This is a genomic window from Streptomyces sp. NPDC027672, assembly GCF_055566335.1.
The window spans coordinates 168,068-189,200 of sequence record NZ_JBVHSO010000005.1; the positions used below are offsets into that span (position 1 = coordinate 168,068).

At 78.0% G+C, this 21,133-nt stretch carries 2 protein-coding genes; both read left to right on the plus strand.

The features are described from left to right. The first annotated feature begins 40 nt into the window (after window positions 1-40). A complete protein-coding gene (locus ACZ4SV_RS14530) occupies window positions 41-9,811 on the plus strand; it encodes a type I polyketide synthase (RefSeq protein WP_468004361.1) in 9,771 nt (3,256 codons plus the stop codon). Continuing rightward, window positions 9,811-21,132 carry an SDR family NAD(P)-dependent oxidoreductase gene (locus ACZ4SV_RS14535; RefSeq protein WP_468004363.1) on the plus strand — a complete coding sequence of 3,774 codons (11,322 nt, stop codon included), beginning with the start codon at window positions 9,811-9,813 and terminating at the stop codon, window positions 21,130-21,132. The genes ACZ4SV_RS14530 and ACZ4SV_RS14535 overlap by 1 nt, the downstream gene beginning before the upstream one ends. The last annotated feature ends 1 nt before the right edge of the window (window position 21,133 follow it).

A 21,133-nucleotide genomic window follows, 5' to 3' on the forward strand; every position in this document is an offset into this window, starting at 1 on the left:
GACAGCCAGCCCGGCGACACAAGACAACGAGTGAGGTTCCATGGCCAAGGACGAGAAGCTCGTCGAGTACCTCCGGTGGATGACCACCGATCTGCAGGCGACCCGCCGGCGGCTCGACGAGGTCGAAGAGGCCGTACAGGAGCCCGTCGCGATCGTGGCGATGAGCTGCCGGCTGCCCGGCGGCGTCCGCTCGCCCGAGGAGCTGTGGCGGCTGGTCGCCGACGGCACCGACGCCGTCACCGGCTTCCCCGCCGACCGGGACTGGGACCTGGAGGCGCTGTACCACCCGGACCCGGACCACGCGGGCACGTCGTACACCCGGCACGGCGGATTCGTCGACGGCTGTGCCGACTTCGACCCCGCCTTCTTCGGGATCAGCCCCAAGGAGGCGCTGGCGACGGACCCCCAGCAGCGGCTGCTCCTGGAACTGGCCTGGGAGGCGTTCGAGCGGGCCGGGCTGCCCGCCGAACAGGTCCGCGGCAGCGGCACCGGAGTGTTCGCCGGGGTGATGTACAACGACTACGGCAGCCGCGTCCGCCACCCCGCCGACGACCTGGAGGGCTACCTCGGCACCGGCAGCGCCGGCAGCGTCGCCTCCGGCCGCGTGGCCTACACGTTCGGCCTGGAGGGCCCCGCCGTCACCGTCGACACCGCCTGCTCCTCGTCGCTGGTCGCCCTCCATCTCGCCGTCCAGGCGCTGCGCCAGGGCGACTGCCGGCTCGCCCTGGCCGGCGGGGTGTCGCTCATGGCCACCCCGGCCACCTTCGTCGGTTTCAGCCGGCAGCGCGGCCTGGCGCCCGACGGCCGGTGCAAGGCGTTCGGGGCCGGGGCGGACGGCACCGGCTGGGCCGAGGGCGCCGGCCTGCTGCTGCTCGAACGGCTCTCCGCCGCCCGCGCGAACAACCACCCGGTGCTGGCCGTCATCCGGGGCAGCGCGGTCAACCAGGACGGCGCCAGCGGCGCGCTGACCGCACCGAACGGACCCGCGCAGGAACGCGTCATCGCCCAGGCCCTGGCCAACGCCCGGCTGCGGCCGGACCAGATCGACGCCGTGGAGGCGCACGGCACCGGCACCGTGCTCGGCGACCCCATCGAGGCCCGGGCGCTGCAGTCGGTGTACGGCGCGGAGCGGGCGGCCGGCCGCCCGCTGTGGCTCGGGTCCCTGAAGTCCAACATCGGGCACGCCCAGGCGGCGGCGGGCGTCGCCGGGGTGATCAAGACGGTGATGGCGATGCGCCACGGCGTGCTGCCGCGGACCCTGCACGCCGACGAACCGTCCCCGCACGTGGACTGGGATTCCGGGCCGCTGGCGCTGCTCACCGAGGCCCGGCCCTGGCCCGAGAGCGGCGAGCCCCGCCGGGCGGGCGTCTCCGCGTTCGGGATCAGCGGCACCAACGCGCACGTCCTGCTCGAACAGGCGCCGGCCGCGGAGCCCGAGCCGGCCGGCACCGAGGCGACCGCCCCCGAGCCGACCGGCCTTGAGCAGGCCGACCGGGCGCCGGCCGCCCTCGACCCGGCCGGCCGGGCGCCGGCCGTCCGTGCGGTGCCGGAACTGCCCCCGCTGTGGACGCTGTCCGCGAAGAGCCCCGAGGCGCTGCCCGCCCAGGCCGCGCGGCTCGCCGCCCACGTACGCGCCCGCCCCGAGCTGCGGCCCGCCGACATCGGCTGGTCGCTCGTCCGCACCCGCACGGCGTTCCCGTACCGCACCGCCGTCGTGGGCGCCGACCGCGGGGAACTGCTCACGGCCCTCGACGCGCTGGCCGCCGGCCCGGAACCCGGCGGCCTCCGGGCTCCGGCCGGCACCGGCCGGGCCGCCCTCGTCTTCCCCGGCACCGGCAGCGGGTGGGCCGGCCCGGCCGGTGACCTGCTGGACGCCTCGACGGTGTTCGCCGCGCGGTTCGCGGAGTGCGCCGAGGCGCTGCGCCCGTACACCGGCTGGTCGCCGGCCGACGTGCTGCGCGGCGTGCCCGGGGCGCCGGCGCCGGACGACACCGAGGCCGGCCCGCCCGTGCTGTGGGCCGTCATGGTCTCCCTGGCCGCCCTCTGGGAGGCCGCCGGCGTCACCGTGTCCGCGGTGCTGGGCCACTCGCTGGGCGACCTGGCCGCCGCCGCCGTCAGCGGCTCCCTGTCGCTGCCGGACGCCGCCCGCGTGGTGGTGCTGCGGAACCGGGCGCTCGGCTCCCTCGGGGGCGGCGGCGGTCTGTTGTCCGTGTCCGCGGCACCCGACGACGTACGCGGGTGGCTCGATGAGGCCGGCGGTTTCCTGACCCTCGCGGCGGTCGACGGGCCCCGGTCCGTCACCGTCGCCGGACCCGACGAGGACCTCGACGCGCTGCGCGCGCGGTGCGCGGCCGAGGGCGTCCCGGCGCGGCGCGTCCCGCTGTCCCACGCCGCCGCCCACTCGCCGCGGATCGAGGAGGTCCGCGAGGAACTCGCCGCCGCGCTCGCCCCGGTGGTGCCGCGGGCCGGACGGCTGCCCGTGTACTCCGCGGCCACCGGCGGGCTCGTGGAACCGGCCGCCCAGGACGGTGCGTTCTGGTACCGCGGCCTGCGGCAGCCGGCACGGTTCGAGCAGGCGGCGCGGGCCATGCTCGCCGACGGCTTCGACCTGTTCATCGAGTGCGCCCCGCACCCCGTCCTCGCCGAGGCCCTGCGCGAGACCGTGGCCGGTGCCACCGGCGGCACCGACGCCACGGATGCCGCCGATACCGCCGCCGTCGTCGTGGGCATGCCGGCCCAGGACGACGCCACCGCGCCACGCCGGTTCGCCGCCGCGGTCGCCGAGGCGGTGGCGGGCGGAGCACGCCTGGACGCCGACCGGTACTTCGGCGCCGCGCGCCACGTCGACCTGCCCACCTACGCCTTCCGCCGCACCCGGTTCTGGCTGCCGGCCGACGCCCCGGCGCCGCGCACCGCCGCCGTGTACCCGCCCGGCACACCGTGGCGGCTCCAGGTGACGGAGCCCGGCGACCTCGCCAGCTTCGCCCCGGTACCCGCGCCCGACGCGCGGGACGTACTGGCGCCGCACGAGATCCGCGTCGGCGTCCGCGCCACCGGGCTGCACTTCGGGGACGTACTCGCCGGCCTGGGCCTCGCCCCGCAGGGAGCGGGCGGCACGGCGCCGGGCACCGAGGCCGCCGGTGTGGTCCTGGAGACCGGAGCCGGCGTCACGGGCGTCGCCGTGGGCGAGGCGGTGATGGGCCTGTTCCCCCGGGGCGCCGCCGGCCCCGTCGCGGTCACCGACCACCGCTTCACCGTCCCGGTCCCCGACGGGTGGACCTTCGCCCAGGCCGCGGCGGCCCCGCTGGCCTACCTGACCGCCCACCACGCCCTGTTCACGCTCGCCGCGCTGCGCCCCGGCGAGACGGTCCTGGTCCACGCCGCGAGCGGCGGCACCGGACGCGCGGCCGTCCAGCTCGCCCTGCACCACGGCGCCCGGGTGCTCGCCACCGACACCCCCGACCACCGCACCGCCCTGCGCGCCCTCGGACTGCCCGCGGAACAACTGGCCTCCTCGGCCACCCCCGACTTCGTCGCCCCGCTCCTCGACGCCACCGGCGGCCACGGCGCCGACGTCGTGGTCAACTGCCTGACGGGGGAGTTCACCGACGCCACCCTGCGGCTGCTGCCGCACGGCGGGCGGTTCGTGGAGACCGGCCGCACGGACGTCCGCGACGCCGGCCGGGTCGCCGCCGGCCACCCCGGCGTCGCCTATCTGGTGGCCGACCTGGCCGACACCGGACCGGACCGCGTCCGGGCGGCCCTGACCGAGCTGGCCGCGCTGTTCGCCGACGGAACGCTGCCCCCGCCGTCCGTACCCGTCTGGGACGCCGACCGGGCCGCCGAGGCGCTGGACCGGCTCGCCGCCGACCGGCACGCCGGACAGGCCGTCCTCGTCCTGCCCCCGCCCGACCGCCCCGGCCCCGCCGCCCCGTCCGCCGCGCTGTCCACCGCGCTGCGCGAGCTGGACCCGGACGCCCGCCGCGCGTTCGTACTGGACCTCGTCCGTACGGAGGTCGCCGCGGTCCTCGGCCACGACGACGCGCGGGCGATCGGGTACGACCAGAACTTCCAGGAACTCGGGCTCGACTCGCTCACCGCGGTACAGCTACGCAACCGGGTGCGCGCGGCGACCGGACTGCGGCTGGCGGCGACCCTCGTCTTCGACCACCCCACACCCCGGGCGGTCGCCGCACACGTCCTCGCCCGCGCCGGCGAGCGGCCCGCCGACGCCGCCTCCGCGCACCCCGGCGGCCCGCCCGCGCGGTCCGCCGACGGCGCGTCCGCGCACTCCGGGGACCGGCCCGCCCCGGACGACGACCCCATCGCGATCGTCGCCATGAGCTGCCGCTTCCCGGGCGGCGCGCACTCGCCGGAACAGCTCTGGCAGCTGCTGGACACCGGGGCCGACGTCATCGGCGACTTCCCCGCCGACCGCGGCTGGAATTTCGCCGAACTCCACCACCCCGACCCGGACCGGCCCGGCACGACCTACGCCCGCCAGGGCGGCTTCCTCGACACCGTCGCCGACTTCGACGCGGACTTCTTCGGGATCTCGCCGCGCGAGGCCCTGGCCATGGACCCCCAGCAGCGGCTGCTGCTGGAGACCACCTGGGAGGCGTTCGAACGCGGCGGCATCGATCCCACCAAGGCGGCCCCCGGCCAGGTCGGCGTCTTCGTCGGCACCAACGGGCAGGACTACCCGAGGGTGCTGGCCACCGGCAAGGACGACCTGGAGGGCTACGTCGGAACCGGCAACGCCGCCAGCGTCCTGGCCGGCCGCCTCGCGTACGCGTTCGGCTTCGGCGGCCCGGCCGTCACGGTCGACACCGCCTGCTCCTCCTCCCTGGTGGCGCTGCACTGGGCCGCGCAGGCGCTGCGCCGGGGCGAGTGCTCGCTCGCGCTGGTGGGCGGCGTCACGCTGATGACCAGCCCGCTGCTGTTCACGGAGTTCAACCGGCAGAAGGTGCTGTCCCCGGGCGGCAGGTGCCGGTCGTTCTCCGCCGACGCGGACGGCACGAGCTGGAGCGAGGGCGTCGGCGTCCTGCTCGTGGAGCGGCTGTCCGAGGCGCGGCGCCGCGGCCACCGGGTGCTGGCCGTGGTGCGCGGTTCCGCCGTCAACTCCGACGGCGCCAGCAACGGCCTGACCGCGCCCAACGGCCCCGCCCAGGAACGGGTCGTGCGCGGCGCGCTCGCCGACGCCGGCCTGACCCCCGCCGACATCGACGCCGTGGAGGCGCACGGCACCGGCACGAGACTCGGCGACCCCGTCGAGGCGCAGGCGCTGCTCGCCACCTACGGGCAGCACCGCCCCGACGGCGCCCCGCTGCTGCTGGGCTCCCTGAAGTCGAACATCGGCCACACCCAGGCCGCCTCCGGGGTCGCCGGGATCATCAAGCTGGTCGAGGCGATGCGCCACGAACGGCTGCCGCGGACCCTGCACGTGACCGAGCCGACCCCGCACGTCGACTGGTCGGCCGGGGCGGTGGAGCTGCTGGTCGCGGCCCGTGACTGGCGCCGCTCCGGGCGTCCGCGCCGGGCCGGGGTGTCCTCCTTCGGGATCAGCGGTACCAACGCGCACGTCATCATCGAGGAACCCCCCGCCGCCCCCGAACCCGACACCCCGGCCGGGCCGGACGGCCGCCCGGTGCCGTGGCCGCTGTCCGCCAGGAGCCCGGAGGCACTGCGCGGGCAGGCCCGGGAGCTGGCCGCGCACCTGGCGGCCGGCGGACCCGCGCCCCGCCCGCTGGACGTCGCCTGGTCCCTCGCCACCACCCGAGCCGCCCTGCGCCACCGGGCCGTCGTCCTGGTGGACCACGCCGGGCAGGCGGCCGAGGCGCTCGCCGCCGTCGCCGCCGGCCAGGACGCTCCCGGCGTCGTCCGCGCACAGGCGCGCGAGGACCACAAGACCGCGTTCCTCTTCGCGGGCCAGGGCAGCCAGGCCGTCGGCATGGGCCGGGACCTGCACGCCGTCCACCCCGTCTACGCCGACGCCTTCGACGCGGTGTGCGCCGCCCTCGACCCGCACCTGCCCCGGCCCCTGGGCGAGATCGTGTTCGCCGAGGACGGCCCCGCGGCCGCCGCGCTGCTCGACCGCACCGAGTACGCGCAGCCGGCGCTGTTCGCGTTCGAGGTGGCGCTCTTCCGGCTGCTGGAGTCCTGGGGCATCGTCCCGGACCTCCTCGCCGGGCACTCGGTGGGCGAGATCACCGCCGCGCACGTGGCGGGAGTGCTCTCCCTCACCGACGCCGCCGCGCTGGTCGCGGCCCGCGGCCGGCTCATGCAGGCACTGCCGGAGGGCGGCGCCATGGCCGCCGTGGAGGCCGGACCGGAGGAGCTCACCGATCTGCTCGCCGCGGCCGGCGGCCGGGTCGCGGTCGCCGCGGTCAACGGGCCCCGGGCGACCGTGCTGTCCGGGGAGCGCGACGCGGTGGCCGAGGTGGTCGCCGTACTGAAGGAACGGGCCCGGCGCGTCTCCTGGCTCCGGGTCAGCCACGCCTTCCACTCCCCGCTCATGGACCCGATGCTCGCCGAGTTCGAGCGGGTCGCGCGGGGGCTGGCCTACCGCCCGCCGCGCGTCCCCGTCGTCTCCGCCCTCACCGGGCGCCCCGCGACCGCCGAGGACCTGTGCTCGCCCGCCCACTGGGTCCGCCACGTCCGGGACACCGTGCTCTTCCACGACGCCGTACGCTCCCTGGACGAGGCCGGGGCGACCCTCTACGTCGAGCTGGGCCTCGGCGCGCTCAGCCCGATGACCGCCGACTGCCTGGCCGGACGCGGCACCGTCGTGACGGCGCAGCGCCGGGACCGGCCGCAGGAGGTCGCGCTGCTGCACGCCGTCGCCGCCCTGCACGCCCACGGCGCCCCGGTGGACTGGCCCGCCGTCCTCGCCGGACGCGGCGCGCGGACCGTACCGCTGCCCACGTACGCCTTCCAGCGCAGCCGCTACTGGCCGCGGCGCGCCGTCACCCGCGGCACCGGCCCCGGCACCGGGCACCCCGTGCTCGGCCCGGTGGTACGGCTCGGGGACAGCGACCGGTACCTGGCCACGGGCCGGCTCTCGACGGCCGCCGTGCCGTGGCTCCCCGAGCACGAGGTGTTCGGCGCGACCGTCGTGCCCGGCACCCTGCCCCTGGAACTGGCCGTGCAGGCCGCGGAGGCCGTGGGCAGCGCCCAGGTGCGGGAACTGACCCTGCACGCGCCCGTCGTCCTCGGCCCCGACGACGACCTCGAACTCCAGCTATTGCTGGACGAGCCGGACGCCGCCGGCGGCAGGCCCCTGCGCCTGTACGCCCGCCCGTACGACGGCACGGACGCGGGCCGCTGGACCCTGCACGCGAGCGGCGCCCTCGCCGACGAGGACCCGGCACCCGGGCCCGGCCTGCGGGTCTGGCCCCCCGAGGGCGCCGTCCCCGTCCGGGTCGACGGCCTGTACGAGGACTTCGCCGCGCAGGGTGTGCGCTACGGCCCGCTGTTCCGGGGTGTGCGGTCCGCCTGGCGCGACGGCGACGTGCTCTACGCCGAGGTCGCCCTCCCGGACGGCACCGGCACCGGCGCCTTCGCCCTGCACCCCGCCCTGTGGGATGCCGCCCAGCACCTGGCCGCGATGGACGGACTGGGCTCCGGCTCGGGCGCGGCGGTGCCGTTCTCCTGGGCCGGGGTGCGGCTGCACGCCGGCGGGGCCACGCGCCTGCGGGTGCGGATCGCGCCGGCCGGTGAGGACACCGTCACCATGGAGATCGCCGACGGCCGGGGCGACCCGGTGGCCGGCGTCGCCCGCCTGACGGCGCGGCGCGCGTCCGCGCGGCACATCGGCGCCGGGCCCGCTTCCGGGCCCGCTTCCGAGCCGGCGGAGCTGTACCGCCTCGCCTGGGTGCCGGGCCCCGCCACCGAGCCCGCCGAACCACCCACCCTCACCTGGACCGGCACGGACCACCCGCCCACCGCACTCCACGAACTCGTCGGCCGGGCCGGCGTCCGGTCCGGTGCGGGCGCCGACTGCACCCTCGTACCGGTCACGGCCGGCGGTGACGGCGCCCCGGACGCTCCGGCGGCGCAGGCCCTCGCCGCGCTGCGGTCGTGGCTGGCCGATGCCGAGCGGTCCGCGCGCGGCCGGCTCGTGCTGCTCACCACGGGAGCCGTCGCCTGCACCCCGCACGAGGCGGTGGACGACCCCGCGCGGTCGGCGGTGTGGGGGCTGGCCCGCGCCGCCCAGGCCGAATACCCCGGCCGGGTGGTCGTGGCCGACCTGGACGGCAGCGCCGCCGCCTGGGCCGCCCTGCCCGCCGCCCTCGCCACGGGCGAACCCCAACTCGCCCTGCGCGGCGACCAGATACTCGTCCCCCGACTGGAACGCGCCGCGGACACCGGACCCACCGCAGAGACTGGCCCTGCTCTGGATACCGCAGCCACCGCGGGCACCGGGCCCGCCGCGGGCCCCGGATCCGCCGGTGGCCTAGACCCGGCCGGTACGGTGCTGATCACCGGTGGGACCGGCGACCTGGGCGCGCTCGTGGCCCGGCACCTCGTCACCGCGCACGGTGCCCGCCGCCTGCTGCTGACCAGCCGTCGCGGGCCGGCCGCCGAGGGCGCGGCCGAACTCGCCGCCGCCCTGCGCGCGGAAGGCGCCGACGTCACCGTGGCCGCCTGCGACGCGGCCGACCGTGACGCGCTCGCCGCGCTGCTCGCCGCCATCCCGGCCGACCGGCCGCTGACCGCGGTCGTGCACGCCGCCGGCGTCCTGGACGACGGCGTGCTCGGCTCCCTCACCCCGCAGCGCCTGGCCGGCGTCATGGCGCCGAAGGCGGTCGCGGCCCGGCATCTGCACGAGCTGACCCGGGACCTGCCGCTGTCCGCCTTCGTCCTGTTCTCCTCGGCGTCCGGCGTCCTCGGCTCCGCCGGGCAGGGCGGCTACGCCGCCGCCAACAGCTACCTCGACGGACTCGCCGTACACCGCCGGGCCGCCGGGCTGCCCGCGACCTCGCTCGCCTGGGGCCTGTGGCACCAGGAGCGGGGCGGGATGGCGGGCGGGCTGACCGAGGCGGAACGCGACCGCATCACCCGCGCCGGCTTCGGCGCGATCGAGCCCGCCGCCGGACTCGCCCTGTTCGACGCCGCGCTGCGGCGGCCGGACCCGGTCCTCGTCGCCGCCCGGTTCGACCTGCCGCTGCTGCGCCCGCGCGCCCAGAACCCCGACTTCCCGCCGGTGCTCAGGGGCCTGGTGCCACCGGCCCGCATCCCGTCGGCCGCCGCCCCCGCCGCCCCCGCGGCCGGCGACGGCCCGCCGCTCGCCGACCGGCTGCTCCCGCTGGACGACGCCGGCCGGGAGAGCCTGCTGCTCGAACTCGTCCTGACCCAGGCGGCGGCGGTGCTCGGGCACAGCTCGCCCCGCGCCGTCCCGGCGGACCGGCCCTTCACCGAGTCCGGACTCGACTCGCTCGCGGCGGTGGAGATCCGCGGCCGGCTCGACGCCGCCACCGGCGTCCGCCTCCCGGCGACCGTGGTCTTCGACCACCCCACGCCCGCCGCTCTCGCCACCCACCTGAAGGACACCCTCGTGCCCGCCCCGGCCCGCCCGGCCGACGCCGCCCTCGCCGACCTCGACCGGCTCCGCGACACCCTCCCGCCGCTGTCCGGCGACCCCGAGGCCGCCGCGCAGATCCGGCTGCGGCTGAAGGGCCTGCTCGCCGCCTGGGACGAGGCCACCGCCCCCGCCGACGCGGCGGACGACACCGCGGACGACGACGCGCTGGACGCCGCCGACCTCGGCGAACTGCTCGACATCATCGACGAAGAACTGGGGAACGCCTGATGACGGGCACCGACCGGACACCGCCCACCGACAAGGTCCTGGACTCCCTCAAGCGGCTCACCGCCGAACTGCGCCAGACCCGCAAGCGGCTGCGGGAGGCCGAGGACGCGGCCCGCGAACCCGTCGCCATCATCGGCATGGCCTGCCGCTACCCCGGCGGCGTCCGCAGCCCCGAGGACCTCTGGCGGCTCGTCGCCGGCGGCCGGGACGCCGTGTCCGCCTTCCCCACCGACCGCGACTGGGACCTCGGCGCCCTGCACGGCCCGCAGGCCGGGGACGCCGGCACCAGCCACGCCCAGGCGGGCGGCTTCCTGTACGACGTCGCCGACTTCGACCCGGCACCCTTCGGGATCAGCCCGCGCGAGGCGACGGCCATGGACCCCCAGCAGCGCCTGCTGCTGGAGACGGCCTGGGAGACCTTCGAGCACGCCGGCATCGACCCGTCGGCCCTGCGGGGCAGCCGGACCGGTGTCTACGCCGGGATCATGTACCACGACTACGCCGCCCGGCTGAAGGAACTGCCCGAGGAGGTCATGGGCTACCTCGGCACCGGCACCTCCGGCAGCATCGCCTCCGGCCGCGTCGCCTACACCTTCGGCCTGGAGGGCCCCGCGGTCACCATCGACACCGCCTGCTCCTCCTCCCTGGTCGCCCTGCACCTCGCCGTCACCGCGCTGCGCAAGGGCGAGTGCTCCCTCGCCATGGCCGGCGGAGCCACCGTGATGGCGTCCCCGCTGCCCTTCGTGGACTTCAGCCGGCAGGAGGGCCTCGCGTCGGACGGCCGGTGCAAGTCCTTCGCGGCCGCCGCCGACGGCACCGGCTGGGCGGAGGGCGCCGGCATGCTGCTGCTGGAGCGGCTCTCCGACGCCCGCCGCAACGGCCACCGCGTCCTCGCCGTCGTCCGCGGCAGCGCCGTCAACCAGGACGGCGCGAGCAACGGCCTGACCGCCCCCAACGGGCCCGCCCAACGGCGCGTGATCCGGCAGGCCCTCGCCGACGCCGGCCTCGGCCCCGCCGACGTGGACGCCGTCGAGGCACACGGCACCGGCACCACGCTCGGCGACCCCATCGAGGCCCAGGCCCTGCTGGCCGCCTACGGACAGGGCCGCGCCCCCGGACAGCCCCTGCGGCTGGGCTCCCTGAAGTCGAACATCGGCCACACCCAGGCCGCCGCGGGCGTGGGCGGCGTCATCAAGATGGTCCTCGCCCTGCGCGAGCAACTGCTGCCCAGGACCCTCCACGTCGACGAGCCCACCCCGCACGTCGACTGGTCCGCCGGCGCCGTCGAACTCCTCACCGAACCCCGCCCGTGGCCCCGCGGCGAGGCCCCGCGCCGCGCCGGCGTCTCCTCCTTCGGGTTCAGCGGCACCAACGCCCACGTCGTCATCGAGGAACCCCCGGCCGAGGAACCCCGGCCCGCGCCCGACGCGGCCCCCGCGCCGGCCGGCACCCCGCGGACCACCGCCCTGTGGGCCCTGACGGCCGCCTCGGAACCGGCCCTGCGCGCCCAGGCCGCCCGCCTGTCGGAGCACCTGCGGCGCCACCCCGGCCTCCGCCCGCACGACGTCGGCTACTCCCTGCTCACCACCCGCGCCCCCCTGGAGCACCGGGCGGTCCTCACCGGCGACGACCCCGAGGAACTGCTCCGCGCCGTCGAGGCGTTCGCCGCCGGCCGGCCCGCGTCCGCGCTGCTGCACGGCCGTACCGCCCCCGGCGGCCTCGCGATGATGTTCACCGGCGGCGGCAGCCAGCGCCCCCGCATGGGCCGCGGCCTGTACGAGGCGTTCCCCGCCTTCGCCGACGCGTTCGACGAGGTGTGCGCGGAACTGGACCGGCACCTGCCCGCCCCGCTGCGTCCCGTCGTCTTCGCCGGGCCGGACGAGGACGGCCACGCCCTGCTCGCCGGGCAGGCCTTCGCCCAGCCCGCCCTGTTCGCCGTCGAGGTCGCGCTGTTCCGGCTGTTCGGCTCCTGGGGCGTCGAACCCGACCACGTCCTCGGCCACTCGGGCGGCGAGCTGGCGGCGGCCCACGTCGCCGGCGTGCTCTCCGTCGCCGACGCGGCGGCCCTGGTCGCCGCGCGCGGCAGACTCACCGGGGAACTGTCCCCGGGCGGGGTCATGGTGGCGGTCGCCGCCGCCGAGGACGAGGTCCGCCCCCTGCTGGCCGACGGCGCCGAGATCGCGGCGGTCAACAGCCCCGGCGCGGTGGTGCTCACGGGGGACGAGCAGCCCGTCACCGCGCTCGCCGCCCACTTCGCCCGGCAGGGCCGCAAGACCCGTCGGCTGAACGTCAGTTACGCCTCGCACTCCGCTCGCGTCACCCCCATGCTGGACGAACTCCGGCAGGTCGCCGCCCATCTGGAGTTCCGGCCGCCCCGCATCGGCTTCGTCTCCACGGTCACCGGACGACCGGCGGACGCCACCGAGCTGTGCACCCCCGAGTACTGGGTGCGCAACGCCCGCCAGCCCGTCCGGTTCGCCGACGCCGTACGCCATCTGGAAGCCGCCGGGGTGCGGACCTTCCTCGAACTCGGGCCCGAAGCGGCCCTCACGCCCATGGCCGAGGCCTGCCTGACCGCCGCCTGTGCCGCCGTCCCCGCGCAGCGCGCCGACCGCCCGGAGACCGCCGCGGTGACCGCCGCCGCCGGCCACCTCCACGCGCGCGGCACCGCCGTCGACTGGGAGGCGTTCTTCCAGGGCACGCACGCGCGCCGGGTCGGCCTGCCGACGTACGCCTTCCAGCGCCGGCGCCACTGGCTGCGGGCACCGGTCCGCGACCGGGTCGACGTCTCCGCGGCCGGCCTCGGCTTCCCCGACCACCCGCTGCTCGGCGCGAGCGTGCTCATGGCCGACTCCGAGGAGTACCTGTTCACCGGCCGGCTGACACCCGTCGCCCAGCCCTGGCTGGCCGACCACGCCGTGGGCGGCTCCGTGCTGCTGCCGGGCACCGCGTTCCTGGAGCTGGCGCTGCGCGCGGGCCGGCACGCGGACTGCGACCGCGTCGAGGAACTGACCCTCACCGCCCCGCTGGTGATACCGGACGACCGGGCGGTGGTCCTGCAGATCCGGGTCGGCGCGCCCGGCGAGGACGGCCGGCGGGCGGTCGAGGTGTACGCCCGCGACGAGGACGCCCTGCCCGGACAGCCCTGGGTCCGCCACGCCACCGGCACGCTGTCCGCCGCCCCGCACCCGCCCCGGGACGAGGACCCCGCGGCCTGGCCCCCGGCCGGCGCGACCGCCCTCGGCCTGGACGGGCTCTACGACCGCCTCGCCGCCGAAGGACTGCACTACGGCCCCGCGTTCCAGGGGCTGCGCGCGGTGTGGCAGCGCGGGCGGGAACTGTTCGCCGAGGTCGCCCTGGACGACGAACAGCACGACGGCGCCCGCTCGTTCGGCCTGCATCCCGCGCTGCTGGACGCCGCGCTGCACGCCCTGGGCCTCGGCACGCTCCCGGACGTGGCCGGCACCGCGGCCCTGCCGTTCTCCTGGCACGGCGTGTCCCTGTTCGCGGCCGGTGCCGCCACCGCCCGGGTCCGGCTCGCCCCGAACGGACCCGGCACCGTCGCCATCGACGTGACCGACCCGACGGGACGGCCGGTCCTCGCGGTCGACGCGCTGGCCCTGCGCCCGGCCGGCCGGATCACCGCGGGCGCCGGCACCCGCGAGCCGCTGCTCCACCTCACCTGGACACCGCCGCGGACACCGGCCGTACCGGCGCCGTACGGTGCCACGGCCGCCCTCGCCGACGCGCTGGACTCCGCCGAACCGCCGCCCGGCATACTGCTGCTGCCCCTGACCGGCACCCCGCGCGACGCCCGGCCGGACCGCGCGGCGGGGGAGTGCGCCGCCGACGCCCTGGAACAGGTGCGGGCCTGGCTCGCCGACGACCGGTTCGCCGCCACGCGCCTGGTCGCCGTCACGAGCGGGGCCGTGGCCGCCGGACCCGAGGAGGACGTCACCGACCTGGCGGGCGCCGCCGCCCTGGGGCTGCTGCGGTCGGCGCAGTCGGAGCACCCGGGCCGGATCGTCCTGGTGGACACCGACGCCCCCGAGGACCTGCCCCGGGACCTGCCCGCCGTGCTCGCCACGGACGAGCCGGCCCTCGCCCTGCGGGCCGGCCGGCCGCGCCTGCCCCGGCTCGTGCCGGCCGGCGCCCCGCCCGGCCGGGCCCCGGCGTTCGACCCGGACGGCACCGTCCTGATCACCGGCGGCACCGGCGCCCTCGGCGGACTCCTGGCCCGGCACCTCGTCGCCGAGCACGGCGTGCGCCACCTGCTGCTGACCAGCCGCAGCGGCCCGGCCGCCGACGGCGCCCCGGAACTCGCCGACGCGCTGGGCGCGCTGGGCGCGCGGGTCACCGTCACCGCGTGCGACGCCGCCGACCGGGAGTCCCTGGCCGGGCTGCTGGCCGCGATACCGCAGGACCGGCCGCTGACCGCCGTCGTCCACACGGCCGGCGTCCTCGACGACGGCACCGTGCAGACGCTGACCCCGGACAGGGTCCGCCGCGTCATGGCCCCGAAGGCCGGCGCCGCCTGGCACCTGCACGACCTGACCAAGGACGCCGGCCTGACCGCCTTCGTCCTGTTCTCCTCGGCGGCCGGCCTGCTCGGCGCCCCCGGACAGGCCAACTACGCCGCGGCCAACGGCTTCCTCGACGCCCTGGCCCTGCACCGCCGCTCGCTCGGACTGCCCGCCCTGTCCCTGGCCTGGGGCCTGTGGGAAGGCACCACGGGCATGGTCGGCGGACTCGACGGCCCGGCGCGGCACCGGCTGGCCGGGCTCGGCATGCGGCCGATCCCCGCGGCGGACGGCCTGGCCCTGTTCGACGCCGCCCTCGCCGGGACCGAGCCGCTGGTGGCACCGCTGCACCTGGACCCGCGCCGGCTCGACGCCGGCACCGCGCCCGCGCTGCTGCGCGCCCTGGTGCGGCCCGCGCCGCGGCGGAGCGCCACCGCGGCCCCCGCGCGGCCCGACGGCACCGGTCTCGCCCAGCGCCTGGCCGCCCTGCCCGAGGCCGAGCGGCTGCGCGAGCTGACCGAACTGGTACGGGCCGAGGCCGCGGCGATCCTGGGCCACGACAGTCCGCTCGAGGTGCCCGAGGACCGCACGTTCGCCGAGGCCGGCTTCGACTCGCTCGCCGCGATCGGCCTGCGCAACCGGCTCGGCACCCACACCGGGCTGCGGCTGCCGACGACCCTGGTCTTCGACCACCCGACCCCCGCCCACCTCGCCGGGCACCTGCGCGGACTGCTGCTCGGCAGCACGGCGGCCACCGCCGCGCCCGCGCGCGGCCCGGCGGCGCCCGCCGACGAGCCGATCGCCATCATCGGCATGGCCTGCCGCTACCCCGGCGGCGTGACCTCCCCCGAAGACCTGTGGGACCTCGTGCTGTCCGGCCGCGACGCCGTCCGCGAGATGCCCCGCGACCGGGGCTGGGACATCGACGGCCGCTACGACCCCGGACCGGGACCCGGCCGGCGCGGCACCTTCTCCACCCGCCACGGCGGATTCCTGGACGGTGCCGCCGACTTCGACCCCGGCTTCTTCGGCATCAGCCCGCGCGAGGCCCTCGCCATGGACCCGCAGCAGCGGCTGCTGCTGGAAGTGTCGTGGGAGGCGTTCGAACGGGCGGGCCTGGACCCGCAGTCGGCGCGCGGCAGCGACACGGGCGTCTTCGCCGGCGTCATGTACCACGACTACGGATCGTGGGCCGCGGACACCCCCGACGACGTGGAAGGCTATCTCGGCTCGGGCACCGCGGGCAGCGTCGCCTCCGGCCGGATCGCCTACGCGCTCGGGCTGGAGGGCCCGGCCGTCACCGTGGACACCGCCTGCTCGTCCTCGCTGGTGGCCCTGCACCTCGCCGCCCAGGCGCTGCGCGCCGGCGAGTGCTCCCTCGCCCTCGCCGGAGGCGCCACCGTCATGGCGACGCCGGGGCCGTTCATCGAGTTCAGCCGTCAGCGGGGCCTCGCCCCGGACGGCCGGTGCAAGTCGTTCGCGGCCGGCGCGGACGGCACCGGCTGGGGCGAGGGCGTCGCCGTCCTCCTCGTGGAACGGCTCTCGGACGCCCGCCGCAACGGGCGCCGCGTCCTCGCGGTGCTGCGCGGCAGCGCGGTCAACCAGGACGGCGCCAGCAACGGGCTGACCGCGCCCAGCGGACCGGCGCAGCAGCGGGTCATCCGGCAGGCGCTGGCCGCCGCCGGACTGACGGCCCGCCAGGTCGACGGCGTCGAGGCCCACGGCACCGGCACGGTGCTGGGCGACCCCATCGAGGCGCAGGCCCTGCTGGAGACGTACGGCGGCGAGCACGGCCCGGACCGGCCCCTGTGGCTCGGCTCGCTCAAGTCGAACATCGGCCACACCCAGGCCGCGGCCGGCGTCGGCGGCGTGATCAAGATGGTGCAGGCGATCCGCCACGGCACACTGCCGCGCACCCTGCACGTCGACCGTCCCACGCCCCACGTCGACTGGTCGGCCGGCGGGATGCGGCTGCTGACCGACGCCGTCGCCTGGCCCGCCACCGGAGAGCCGCGCCGGGCGGGGATCTCGTCCTTCGGGATCAGCGGCACCAACGCCCACGCCATCATCGAACAGGCCCCCGACGACCTGGCCGCTCCCGTCCCGGACGACGGGCCGGCGGACCCCGCCCGGCAGCCCGCGGACGACGGCGCGCCCTGGCTGCTGTCCGCCGCGGACCCGGCGGCCCTGCGCGACCAGGCGCGGCGCCTGCTGACGCGGCTGCGCGCCCGGCCGGAGACCCCCGCCGCCGACCTCGCCTTCAGCCTCGCCACCACGCGCTCCGCGCTCCGCCACCGCGCCGCCGTCGTCGCCGTCGTCGGAAAGGACCGTACGGCCGCCCTGGAACGTCTCGCCGGCACCGGGCTGCCCGGGCCCGGCGCCCTGACCGGGCGCGCCGCCGACGGCACGGTCGCCTTCCTCTTCAGCGGCCAGGGCAGCCAGCGGCCCGGCACGGGGCGCGAACTGGCCGCCGCCGACCCCGTCTTCGCCAAGGCCCTGGACGAGGTCTGCGGGTACCTCGACCCGCTCCTCGACCGGCCCCTGCGCGAGATCCTGTTCGCCGAGCCGGGCACCGCGGACGCCGCGCTGCTGGACCGGACCGACTACACCCAGCCGGCCCTGTTCGCCCTGGAGACCGCGCTGGCGTACCGGCTCCGCTCCTGGGGCGTACGCCCCGACGTGGTCGCCGGGCACTCCCTCGGCGAGCTGACCGCCGCGCACATCGCGGGCGTCCTCGGCCTCCAGGACGCGGCCACGCTGGTCGCGGCGCGCGGCCGGCTGATGCAGGCCCTGCCGGTCCACGGCGCGATGGCGGCCGTCCAGGCCCCGGAAGAGGAGGTCGTGGCGCTGCTGACGGACCGGGTCACGCTCGCCGCCGTCAACGGCGCCGGCTCCGTGGTGGTGTCCGGCGACGCCGACGCGGTGGACGCGCTGACCGCCCGGCTCGCCGCGGCCGGCCGCCGGACCCGGCGGCTGCGCGTCAGCCACGCCTTCCACTCCGCCCACATGGACGGCATGCTCGACGAGTTCCGGCGGATCGCGCGGGAGGTGTCCTTCCGGGAACCGGCACTGCCGGTCGTCTCCGCGACCACCGGCCGGCCCGCCCCGGCCGCCGAGCTGTGCGCGCCGGAGTACTGGGTGCGCCAGTTGCGGGAGCCGGTGCGGTTCCGGGACGCCGTGGCGCGGCTGGAGGCCGACGGCGCGGCCGTCTTCGTCGAGATCGGCCCCGGCACCACGCTCACCGCGGCGGCCCGGGACAGCCTCGCCGACCGCGCCCGCCCCGTGGTGCCCCTGCTGCGCCCCGGCCTCCCCGAGACCCGCGCGCTGACCACCGCGCTCGCCGAGGCGCACGTCCACGGCGTGGGCGTGGACTGGGCCGCGTACTTCGCGGACACCGGCGCGCACCGCGTCGACCTGCCGACCTACCCCTTCCAGCGCCGCCGGTACTGGCTCGCGGCCGGCCCCCGGCGGACGGCGAGGGAACACCCGGTGCTGGGCCCGGCCGTGTCCGCGCCGGACATCCAGGGCTCCGTGTTCGCGGGCGACCTGGACACGCGGGCCCGGCCCTGGCTGGCCGGGCACCGCGTCGCCGGTACGGCCGTCCTGCCCGGCGCGGCCCTCGCGGAGCTGGCCCTGCGCGCGGGCGCCGAACTGGGCTGCCCGACCGTCGAGGACCTGGTCCTCCAGGCCCCGCTGCCCGTCCCCGACGACACGGTCCTGCCCCTGCGGCTGTCCGTGCAGGAACCGGACGCCGACGGACGGCGGTCCTTCGGCGTCTACGCGCGGGCCGGGGACACCTGGACCCGGCACGCCGTCGGCACCCTGTCCGCCGCCCGCCAGGACCCGCCGGCCACCACCGGGCCGTGGCCGCCCGCGGGGGCCGCGGCCGTCGACCTCACCGGCGTCTACGACCGGATGGCCGAGGCGGGCCTGTCGTACGGCGAGACGTTCCGGGGCCTGCGGGCCGTGTGGCGCGACGGCGACGCGCTCCTCGCCGAGGTCGCCCTCCCGGACGGCACGGACCCGGACGCCTTCGGCGTGCACCCCGCCCTGCTGGACGCGGCCCTGCACCCCCTGGCCCTCGGCGAGGACGACCGGCCCGCGCCGCCCGTCCTGCCGTTCTCCTGGCGCGGCGTACGGCTCCACGGCACCGGGGCGCGGACCCTGCGGGTACGCCTCACACCGGCCGGCGACCCCGGCACCGTGAGCCTGGAACTGACCGGCCCCGAGGGCGCCCCGGTCGCCTCCGTCGCGGCCCTGGCCCTGCGCCCGGTGTCCGCGCCGCCCGACCCCGCCCGGCCGCTGCTGCGCGTCGAGTGGACACCCGCGGACCACCCGGCGCCCGCCGCCGACCCCGGCACCCGCTCGTGGGCCGTCCTCGGCCCCACCCCGATCGGCTCCCTGCCCCGCGCCGACGCCCTGGCACTGCTCCCGGACGGCACCGACACCGTCCTCGCACCGTTCCTCACACCGCACGACCCGCTCGACCCCCGGCCCGCCCACCGGGCGCTGGAGCTGATCCGGACCTGGCTGTCCGACGCCCGGTGGACGCGGTCCCGGCTCGTGGCCGTCACCCGCCGCGCGGTGGCGGCCGCACCGGACGACGACGTGCCCGACCTCGCCCACGCCCCGCTGTGGGGACTGCTGCGCTCCGCGGCCTCCGAACACCCCGGCCGGTTCGCCGTGGTGGACGTGGACGGCGAGCAGGCGTCCTGGGACGCCCTGCCGGCCGCCGTGGCCTCGCGCCTGGCCCAGGTGGCGCTGCGCGGCGGCACACCGCGCACGCCCCGGCTCGTTCCCTCGGCGCTCACTCCCGGCGCGTCCGCCTTCGGACCCGACGGCACGGTCCTGGTCACCGGCGCCGCGGGCGCGCTGGGCGGGGCGACGGCCCGCCATCTGGTCGCCGCGCACGGGGTACGGCACGTCCTGCTCGTCGGCCGGCGCGCCGACGACCCCCGGCTGGCCGCGCTGGCCACCGAGATCGAACGGCTCGGCGGCGCGGCCACGGCCGCCGGCTGCGACGTCGGCGACCGCGACGCCCTGGCCGCGGTGCTGGCCGGCATCCCGGCGGACCGTCCGCTCACCGCGGTCGTGCACTGCGCCGGCGTCCTGGACGACACGGTCGTGGCCTCCCTGACCCCGCACCGGCTGGAGCGCGTGCTGCGCGCCAAGGCGGCCTCGGCCTGGCACCTGCACGACCTGACCAAGGACGCCGGCCTGACCGCCTTCGTGCTGTTCTCCTCCGCCGCCGGTCTGCTCGGCGCCCCCGGACAGGCCAACTACGCCGCCGCCAACACCTTCCTCGACGCCCTGGCCCAGCACCGCAGGGCACACGGCCTGGCCGCGCTGAGCCTGGCCTGGGGACCGTGGGACCAAGGCGGCGAGGGCATGGCGGGCGCCCCGGAACTGCGCCGCACGGCCCGCGCCGGCATCGAGGCGCTGACACCCGAGCGGGGGCTCGCGCTGTTCGACGCCGCCGTCGGCGCCGTCGCGCCCGACCCGGTCCTGGCCCCGCTCGCCACCGACCAGGAGCAGCTGCGCGCCCTGGCTGGCGACCCGGCACTGCCCGAACCGCTGCGGCTCCTGGCCCGGCACCCCGCCCAGCCGGCACGGCCCGCACACCCGGCGGCGGTAGGGCACCCCGCCGCCGAACCGCCCCCGGCACACCTGGCCGCGCTGCGCGGGGCCGAACTGGAGACCGCGCTGCGCTCCGCCGTCCGGACCGCGGCGGCGGCCGTCCTCGGCTTCACCTCGCCCGGCGACGTGGACGACGACCGGTCCCTGCCCGAGCTGGGCATGGACTCGCTCATCGCGGTGGAACTGCGCAACCGGCTGGAGCGGGCCACCGGCCTGCGCCTGGCGGCGACCGTGGTCTTCGACCACCCCACCGTCCCCGCCCTCGTCCGCCACCTGCGGACCGAACTCGCGGCCGGCCCCGGCACGGCGGCCGTGCCGCCCGAGGACGACGGCGTCGGAGCCCTGTTCCGGCGGGCCCGCGCCGCGGGCCGCACCCTGGACGGCATCGCACTGCTCCGCACGGCCTCGCGGCTCCTGCCGTCCTTCAGCGGCGCCGCCGAACTGGGCGAGCGGCCCGAGCCCGTCCGGCTGGCGGGCGGCGACGGCACGGCACCCGCGCTGGTCTGCTTCCCCGCGGTGGTCGCCCTGTCCGGCCCGCACCAGTTCGCCCGGCTCGCGGGCGCGCTGCGCGGCCGGCGCGAGGTCGTCGCGGTGCCGCAGCCCGGATTCCTGCCCGGCGAACCCCTCCCCGCCGACTGGCGGGCCGTGGTCGAGGCACAGACCGCGACGGTACGGCGGTACGCGGCCGGTGCGCCCGTCGCCCTGCTCGGCTACTCGTCGGGCGGCTGGATCGCCCACGCCGTGGCCGCGTCCCTCGCCGCGGCGGGGGAGGCCCCGCAGGCCCTGGTCCTGCTCGACACCTATCTCCAGAGCGAGACGAGCGACACCCTGGCCACCGCCTTCACCGACGGACTGTTCGACCGGCAGCAGGCCGGGGCGCCCGTCGACTCCCGCTCACTGACCGCGATGGGCGCCTACTTCCGCGTGTTCGAGGAATGGACCCCCACCCGCACCGGTGTGCCCACCCTCTTCGTGCGGGCCGCCGACGCGCTGCCCGGCACCGAGGCCGGACCGCATCCGGCCTGGGCCGCGGACGCCACCGCGCACGAGACCCCCGGCGACCACTTCTCCCTCCTCGAGGAGCACGCCGGTGCCACCGCACAAGCCGTCCACGCCTGGCTCACGGGCCGGACGGACCGACACCCGACGTACAGGAGCGCATGAC

What these genes read in the sequence shown, in the direction of transcription:
- ACZ4SV_RS14530 (WP_468004361.1), top strand. Translation starts at nt 41, where the DNA reads ATGGCCAAGGACGAGAAGCTCGTCGAGTACCTCCGGTGGATGACCACC.
- ACZ4SV_RS14535 (WP_468004363.1), top strand. Translation starts at nt 9,811, where the DNA reads ATGACGGGCACCGACCGGACACCGCCCACCGACAAGGTCCTGGACTCC.